Origin of the sequence: Cytobacillus firmus NBRC 15306, from assembly GCF_001591465.1 — a bacterium.
GTDB lineage: Bacteria > Bacillota > Bacilli > Bacillales > Cytobacillaceae > Cytobacillus > Cytobacillus firmus.
The window spans coordinates 1-6,616 of sequence record NZ_BCUY01000131.1 but is presented as its reverse complement, the minus strand read 5'-3'; the positions used below and the strand labels follow the sequence as shown (position 1 = coordinate 6,616).

Genomic DNA, 6,616 nt, shown 5'->3' with positions numbered 1-6,616 from the left:
GAAGCTTTTTTGGGAGGTTTCTGTATGAAAAAGTGTATAGCAGTTATTTCTGCGATGCTGCTGTTATCCGGCTGTGCCGGCAGCGGCCAGGATGCTAAGACTGGAAATGAAGATCCAGGCAGCAAACAAGAATTGAAAGAAGTTACTGTCGTACTGGATTGGACGCCCAATACCAATCATACCGGCTTATATGCCGCAAAAGAAAAAGGCTATTTTAAAGAAGAAGGTCTCGATGTCGAAATTATCATGCCAGGTGAAGCAGGTGCAGATCAATTGACGGCATCAGGCAAGGCTGATTTCGGTGTCAGCTATCAGGAAAGCATCACGGAAGCCCGTGTACAGGGTGTGCCGCTGGTATCAATAGCGGCAGTCATTCAGCACAACACTTCCGGTTTTGCCTCCCCTGCTGAAAAAAACATTAAATCACCGAAAGACTTTGAAGGAAAAACGTATGGCGGGTGGGGAGCTCCTGTAGAAAAATCAGTAATTGACTCCCTAATGAAGAAGGAAAATGCCGATGCTGATAAGGTATCAATTGTGAACATGGGAGATGCAGACTTTTTTACAGCGGTTAAAAGAGATATAGACTTCGCATGGATTTATTACGGGTGGACAGGTGTAGAAGCTGAGCTTCGCGGGGAAAAGATTAACATGGTCTACCTCACAGACTACTCAGAAAAACTGGATTACTACACGCCTGTTCTGGCTACGAGTGAAAAAATGATTGAAGATGAACCGGAAACTGTCAAAGCATTTGTAAATGCAGCAGCCAAAGGATATGAATTTGCAATCGGCCAGCCCGAGGAAGCAGCTGATATTTTGTTAAAGAATGCTCCTGACCTGGACAGCGAATTGGTCAAAAAGAGCCAGGAGTGGCTATCCCCGCGCTATCAGGACGATGCTGCCAGATGGGGAGAACAAAAGCTTGAGGTCTGGGAAAACTATGCAGACTGGATGCATGAAAATGGTCTTTTAGATAAAGAATTAGATGCCGGCAAAGCATTTACAAATGATTTCCTGCCGGAATAAGGGGAGTTTATGAAATGGCAAACGCACTTGTAAGCATTCAAATCATACCAAAAACAAAAGATGGGGAAAATGTTATACCATACGTGGATGAAGCAATCAGTATCATTCAGCAATCAGGTGTTAAGTACGAAGTGCATCCCCTTGAAACAACAATGGAAGGCGATTTAGAACACTTATTGAAAATCATTGCGGACATGAACAGAAAAATGATTGAAAAAGGCAGCAGCAACGTAATCTCACAGGTTAAAATTCTCTTTCAGCCCGCTGGAATTGAAATGAGTGATTTAACGGAGAAGTACCGTCCATGATCAATGTATTCAGAAAAGGGTGGAGGCCGGCTGCGGTTCTCCTCCTTTTATTCATTCTCTGGGAGATGGCGGTAAATCTGGCAGAAGTCCCTGCTTGGCTCCTGCCTCCCCCGACAGATATCATTCAGGAGGCTGTTATGGGCTGGGAGGGCTTCCGCCCGCATCTTCAATCGACAGTCCTCCTTTCACTATGTGGATTTGCCATTGGCACTGCCATCGGATTGCTTACAGCTGTTATATTGCACTTATTGCCTTTTATAAGAGAGTCTATTTACCCGCTTCTCATCCTTTCACAGAATGTGCCAATAATTGTTCTGGCTCCTTTACTGGTTGTATGGTTTGGATTTGGCATACTTCCAAAACTCATTGTCATTACGCTGGTATGCTTCTTCCCCATTACTGTTGCAGCATTGGATGGTTTTCGGCAAACTCCGGGAGAACTCAGGCATTATATGCTGATGGCAGGAGCCGGCAGAGGACAGTTGTTTTGGAAGCTGGAGCTTCCATATTCCCTTCCCTCTTTATTTTCAGGGCTAAAAATTTCCGCAACCTATAGTGTGATGGGTGCTGTAATATCCGAATGGCTCGGTGCTAAAGCAGGAATAGGTGTTTTTATGACTTTAGCCTCTTCTTCATTTCGGACAGACCGTGTTTTTGTTGCCATTTTTGCGATTATGCTGTTAAGCTTGCTGTTTTTTGGGGGAATATTACTGGCTGAACGTTTGCTGATTAAATGGAAGTCCAGGGAGAGTGGCAGGAAATGATACAATTATCGGTTAATTCTCTAACGAAAAGTTTTGATTCAAATCGAGTTTTAAGCAATTTGAGTTTTCAAGTAAATGAAGGAGAGTTTGTTTCCATTTTAGGTCCATCAGGCAGCGGAAAGAGCACTATCTTCAACCTGATTGGCGGAATGCTCCTGCCTGATGAAGGGTCCATTACACTGGGGAATGTCGAGATCAGCGGCAAACGCGGTTCAATCAGCTATATGCCTCAGACACCTTCCCTGATGCCCTGGAGAACCACCCTCCAGAACGTTCTGCTTGGCCAGGAAATTATGGGGAAAGCCGATCCGGAAACAGCCAGAAAAATGCTTCAAAAAGCGGGACTCGGTGACTATGAAAATGCATTTCCACATGAATTATCAGGAGGCATGAAGCAAAGGGCCGCCTTCATCCGGGCACTATTAAGCCCGCAGCCAATCATACTGCTGGATGAACCTTTTTCAGCTTTGGATGAACTTACCCGTCTTGATATGCAAAAATGGCTTCTCGATATTTGGAATGAACATAAGCCGACGATTCTGTTTGTCACTCACAATATCGAAGAAGCCATTTACCTCTCTGATCGAATATTAATACTCGGCAGCAAGCCTGCTAAAGTGGTTCAAGAATTTAAAGTTCCTTTTGGGCGGCCGCGAATGGAGGGAATTTTCCTGGATAAAAATTTTCTTGAATGCAAAAGAAGCATCCATCATGCGCTGAAAAATCATTAGGAGGCAATAGCAGTGGATAAGTATATTGATGCCCATATTCATCTTGATAAGTACAGCAATATTGATTTAGAGAAAATGTTTCATGAGCTGCCGTTTCAGCTTTCACTAGTGACAGTTTCAAGCGATTTAGCATCCTGCAAAAGAAACCTTGCTCTTGCAGAAATTTATCCCTTTGTTAAACCTGCCTTTGGTTTTCATCCTGAACAGGTTCTGCCCAGTGATTATGATATTTCAGAGCTTTTCAGCTGGATAAAGATTCACACAGAGCAGATGGCTGCTGTTGGCGAGGTTGGCCTTCCATACTATTTACGATCTGAAGGGATAAAGCAGCTTGGAGGATATATTGAACTTCTCGAAGAGTTCATTAAGCTTGCTAAAAGGCGGGATAAGCCAATTGTCCTCCATGCAATTTATGATGATGCACCGATTGTATGCAATTTATTGGAAAAGCATTCAATTAAAAAGGCTCATTTCCACTGGTTTAAAGGTGACACTGCAGCAGCAAGCAGGCTGATTTCCAATGGCTATTACATCTCCTTTACTCCAGATATCGTGTATGAAAAAGAAATACAGGACCTAGTACGGGATTACCCGCTGGATAAATTGATGGCAGAAACAGACGGTCCATGGGAATTCGAAGGCCCTTTTAAAAACAAACCTACCCACCCATCCATGATGGCCGATTCCATCAGTGCCCTTGCTGAACTAAAAGAAATATCTTTCAGCATCGCCATTAAGAAGCTATATGATAATACAAAAAGCTTCTATAATATTGATTAATCGGCCTTAAAGAATCTTTTACCATAAGGCAGTTTTTTTATTAAGATTAGATAAAATTTACTAGATAAATATAATCACTTCGTACCATTCCTAATTTTGGAAATATAGGTTAATCTTATATTGGACAATACTTTTAGGAGGTATGTGATGAAAAAGTATATTTTCTTATTCTTGACTATTTTACTAGTTTTCTCAGGCAATGTTTCTGCACAGCCCAAAAGCAGTACTGCTGATTTGACTGAGAAAGATTTCATGAAAGATGTGTTGAAATCTGATGAGTTTAAGGAATTCAAATCTTCTATATTAAAAGATGCCTCCACCCAGCCAAAAGCTCTTATTGATGAAAAAGGAAAACAATATGGCTGGACAGTGCAATATGAAATTGAATACAACGAAAAAAATATCTCCTTAGATGAAAAAGCTCTCGTAAATTTCTCGTCTCTTCTATCTTTCTCCTTTGAGTCCGGGAAGGAATTAAAAGTGCGGCTGGTTGATTACAGCAGGCTTATTGAGGATCAGGCTTTTTATGTAAGAGACCTGAAATCTGAGGAAGAGACCAAGATAGATATCTCAAAAGACAGCACCTTTACTGATTATTTAACAGAAGTAGAATTGAAAAAAACACAGCTGATTAAAGAAGCGGCCAAAAGCAATACAGTCTCTTCCGATAAAGCCAAAGCATCCGGCCAGCTATGCTACTACTGTACAAAGTATGAATGGCGCGGCGGGTATCCCTGCTCATCCGCTAACATTGGGTCTGAAGCTTCAGTATCATTCCAGCTTGAAGAAAACGGGCTGAATCCGGATTCTGTGGTCATTGAATGCTATGTTCCCCGCCATAAGGTGTGCGTTGACGGAGAATGGAGAACCTATTGCCCTATACAATGAAAAGAACGGCTAAGCGAATCGCTTAGCCGTTTTGTTATCCTTTCGTGCCTGATGCGATATTCGAACCTTCTATAAAGTGCTTCTGGAAGAAGAAAAATAACAGCACTACAGGCAATAATACCATGACTGACATGGCCATCAGGTAATGCCATTGTGTCTGTACAGTTCCCTTGAAGGTTTGAAGACCGATTTGAAGGGTGTAGAGACTTTCATCGTTTAAATATAATAACGGGCCAAGAAGGTCATTCCACGCGCCATTAAATGAGAAAATGGCTACAGTAATAAGCGCTGGCTTATGATATGCCACCATATCTGAATATGATTTGCACCGTCCAGAACAGCTACTTCAATAAGTTCATTCGGAATGGTCATCATAAACTGACGAAGCAGGAAGATGAAAAAGGCACTCCCCAAAAAGGCCGGAACAATCAGCGGCAGATATGTATTTACCCAGCCAAGCTTGGAGAATAAAATGTACTGAGGCACCATGGTGACAAACCCTGGGATCAGCATGGTTGATAACACAACTATAAACAAAGCATTTCTTCCTTTAAAACGGATTTTCGCAAAGGCATAAGCAACCAGCGAATTGACAATAACGCTTCCTGCTAATACAACGATGAAAACAATCGCCTGCTTTACTTTATCTTTGAATTTTTTCGTCTCATAAAACTTCGGTGCTGCAGCAGTTCTCATTTATCATCTCCTCCCTCATAATGAACCCATCTTTTACCGATTTTCATATTAATGATTGTCAGTATCATGACGACAATAAACAGCAGCCAGGCCATTGCAGAGGCATAGCCCATGTCAAACACCTCAAACGCATTATTCCACATATGAAGATTATAGAACAAAAGTGAATTTCCAGGTCCTCCGCTTCCATTCTCCGTCATGACATAAGCCTCCTGGAAAATTTGAAATGAACCGATCGTTCTTGTCAGCACATCAAAGAAAATGATCGGTGAAATCATCGGCAATGTGATATAAAAAAATTTCTGCATTACACCTGCCCCATCCAGATCCGCTGCTTCATAAAAAAAAGACCCCTTACAGGAGTCAAATTACGGAGTGTTCTGAATGCTTTGTGCGATTGCCTCTAAATATTCCATAAATATGGCACCTTCAGCGGCAGGAACTGAAAAAATCTCTTCACTGTCCATTAGCTTGAAATAAACTTTGCCTTGCTCATTCCAGACTTTCATCTTTACAGGGTCCTTCCCCTTTAAAATAAATTGGATATCATAAGATGGTTTGGCATCAATGACTGCCTCTGCGGGAATTGCCGAGTTTATGGCATTTCTTGCTGTGCTTTCCCACTTTGGATCTTTTACAGTCGCGGTTTCAGCCGTATACTTTCCGTCGGCAGAGAAGGATTTCTCAGTTTCTGAAAAAGCAATAGTGGTTTGGCTTATAAAACTATTTCCAAGCATCTCGGAACTGCTGCTGCCTCTGGTAATAGAATCCTCAGAAAAAATAATGAAAGCGAACATGACACAAGCTGCCATTACAGCGGCAGCAGATAAAAACCTCGGAAAAATAGCTTTCTTTCTTTTAGGTTTTTCCTCAATGCCGCTCAATATTTTTTGCAGACTCTCCTGCTTTTGCTTTTGCGACCGCGGAATACGTCCCAATTCTCGAAAGGAATTATCGGATTCGAATGAGCTCTTCATGGATTTCCCCCCTTTTTTGCAATTCTTTTTTTAGCGCCGCGAGTGCCCTGGAAGTGGTGATTTTCACTTTATTTTCAGACCAATTCAAGATTTCGGCCGTTTCCTTAATGGAAAACTCCTTTATTTTTCTCAGTATAAGCACTTCTTGGTAGCTTAATTTCAAATGGCGGATTGCTTCATATAAGAGTGTAACTTTTTCACCCTTAATCATTATCTCTGTAGGAGTATCTTCATCTGATTGGAGCTGGAATTTTTCTATTGAGAAAAATTTGAATCTGCTTTTTTTGCGCAAATAATCAATGGCTACATTTCTTGATATCCGGACAAGCCAGGTAAAGATCTGGGACTTACCATTAAATTGATTCATATATTTGTAGACTTTGATAAAGGTGTCTTGTGTCAGATCTTCGGCCACTTCCTTATCATTTACGAGAAGAAATATC

The 6,616-nt window shown here is 41.6% G+C and carries 10 protein-coding genes and 1 pseudogene; 6 read left to right on the top strand and 5 right to left on the bottom strand.

Annotated features, from left to right (window positions below):
- Nucleotides 1-24 precede the first annotated feature (24 nt).
- The 6 genes from BFI01S_RS20470 (at nt 25) to BFI01S_RS20445 (ending at nt 4,500) form a co-directional block, all read left to right on the top strand.
- On the top strand, nt 25-1,029 hold the full coding sequence (locus tag BFI01S_RS20470) for an ABC transporter substrate-binding protein (protein WP_061794241.1): 1,005 nt from the start codon (nt 25-27) through the stop codon (nt 1,027-1,029).
- Nucleotides 1,030-1,043: 14 nt separating this feature from the next.
- Nucleotides 1,044-1,337 (top strand): thiamine-binding protein, encoded by a 294-nt coding sequence (locus BFI01S_RS20465; protein WP_061794240.1) that lies wholly within the window; start codon nt 1,044-1,046, stop codon nt 1,335-1,337.
- Nucleotides 1,334-2,101, top strand: a complete 768-nt coding sequence (locus BFI01S_RS20460) for an ABC transporter permease (RefSeq protein ID WP_061794239.1) — start codon at nt 1,334-1,336, stop codon at nt 2,099-2,101. Before BFI01S_RS20465 ends, BFI01S_RS20460 begins: the two co-directional genes overlap by 4 nt.
- Nucleotides 2,098-2,832: an ABC transporter ATP-binding protein gene (locus BFI01S_RS20455; RefSeq protein ID WP_061794238.1), complete on the top strand. Its 735-nt coding sequence runs from the start codon at nt 2,098-2,100 to the stop codon at nt 2,830-2,832. Before BFI01S_RS20460 ends, BFI01S_RS20455 begins: the two co-directional genes overlap by 4 nt.
- A 12-nt stretch (nt 2,833-2,844) precedes the next feature.
- The gene (locus BFI01S_RS20450; protein ID WP_061794237.1) at nt 2,845-3,612 is read left to right on the top strand and encodes a TatD family hydrolase; all 768 of its coding nucleotides are present in this window, start codon (nt 2,845-2,847) and stop codon (nt 3,610-3,612) included.
- A 147-nt stretch (nt 3,613-3,759) separates the two neighbouring features.
- Complete coding sequence (locus tag BFI01S_RS20445) at nt 3,760-4,500, top strand: hypothetical protein (protein WP_061794236.1); 741 nt, start codon at nt 3,760-3,762, stop codon at nt 4,498-4,500.
- Between the two features lie 34 nt (nt 4,501-4,534).
- Here BFI01S_RS20445 and BFI01S_RS24165 read toward each other — a convergent pair whose 3' ends face one another.
- From BFI01S_RS24165 to BFI01S_RS20425, 5 genes and pseudogenes are all read right to left on the bottom strand, one after another.
- Nucleotides 4,535-4,810, bottom strand: coding sequence for an ABC transporter permease family protein (locus tag BFI01S_RS24165; RefSeq protein WP_235831243.1), 276 nt, complete (start codon nt 4,808-4,810; stop codon nt 4,535-4,537).
- Nucleotides 4,774-5,196: a carbohydrate ABC transporter permease gene (locus BFI01S_RS24160; RefSeq protein ID WP_235831242.1), complete on the bottom strand. Its 423-nt coding sequence runs from the start codon at nt 5,194-5,196 to the stop codon at nt 4,774-4,776. Before BFI01S_RS24160 ends, BFI01S_RS24165 begins: the two co-directional genes overlap by 37 nt.
- Nucleotides 5,193-5,528 (bottom strand): annotated as a pseudogene (locus BFI01S_RS20435) (carbohydrate ABC transporter permease); the annotation flags it as partial. The pseudogene BFI01S_RS20435 and the gene BFI01S_RS24160, both read right to left, overlap by 4 nt.
- Nucleotides 5,529-5,564: 36 nt before the next feature.
- A complete protein-coding gene (locus tag BFI01S_RS20430; protein ID WP_061794235.1) occupies nt 5,565-6,173 on the bottom strand; it encodes a hypothetical protein in 609 nt (202 codons plus the stop codon).
- Entirely contained in the window at nt 6,148-6,615 is a 468-nt protein-coding gene (locus tag BFI01S_RS20425) for an RNA polymerase sigma factor (protein WP_082804574.1), read from the bottom strand. The genes BFI01S_RS20430 and BFI01S_RS20425 overlap by 26 nt, the downstream gene beginning before the upstream one ends.
- Nucleotide 6,616 lies beyond the last annotated feature (1 nt).

Excerpts from the sequence above, each read along its gene's own strand:
- BFI01S_RS20470 (WP_061794241.1), top strand. The coding sequence starts at position 25 with ATGAAAAAGTGTATAGCAGTTATTTCTGCGATGCTGCTGTTATCCGGC.
- BFI01S_RS20465 (WP_061794240.1), top strand. The coding sequence starts at position 1,044 with ATGGCAAACGCACTTGTAAGCATTCAAATCATACCAAAAACAAAAGAT.
- BFI01S_RS20460 (WP_061794239.1), top strand. The coding sequence starts at position 1,334 with ATGATCAATGTATTCAGAAAAGGGTGGAGGCCGGCTGCGGTTCTCCTC.
- BFI01S_RS20455 (WP_061794238.1), top strand. The coding sequence starts at position 2,098 with ATGATACAATTATCGGTTAATTCTCTAACGAAAAGTTTTGATTCAAAT.
- BFI01S_RS20445 (WP_061794236.1), top strand. The coding sequence starts at position 3,760 with ATGAAAAAGTATATTTTCTTATTCTTGACTATTTTACTAGTTTTCTCA.
- BFI01S_RS24165 (WP_235831243.1), bottom strand. The coding sequence starts at position 4,810 with ATGGTGGCATATCATAAGCCAGCGCTTATTACTGTAGCCATTTTCTCA.
- BFI01S_RS24160 (WP_235831242.1), bottom strand. The coding sequence starts at position 5,196 with ATGAGAACTGCTGCAGCACCGAAGTTTTATGAGACGAAAAAATTCAAA.
- BFI01S_RS20430 (WP_061794235.1), bottom strand. The coding sequence starts at position 6,173 with ATGAAGAGCTCATTCGAATCCGATAATTCCTTTCGAGAATTGGGACGT.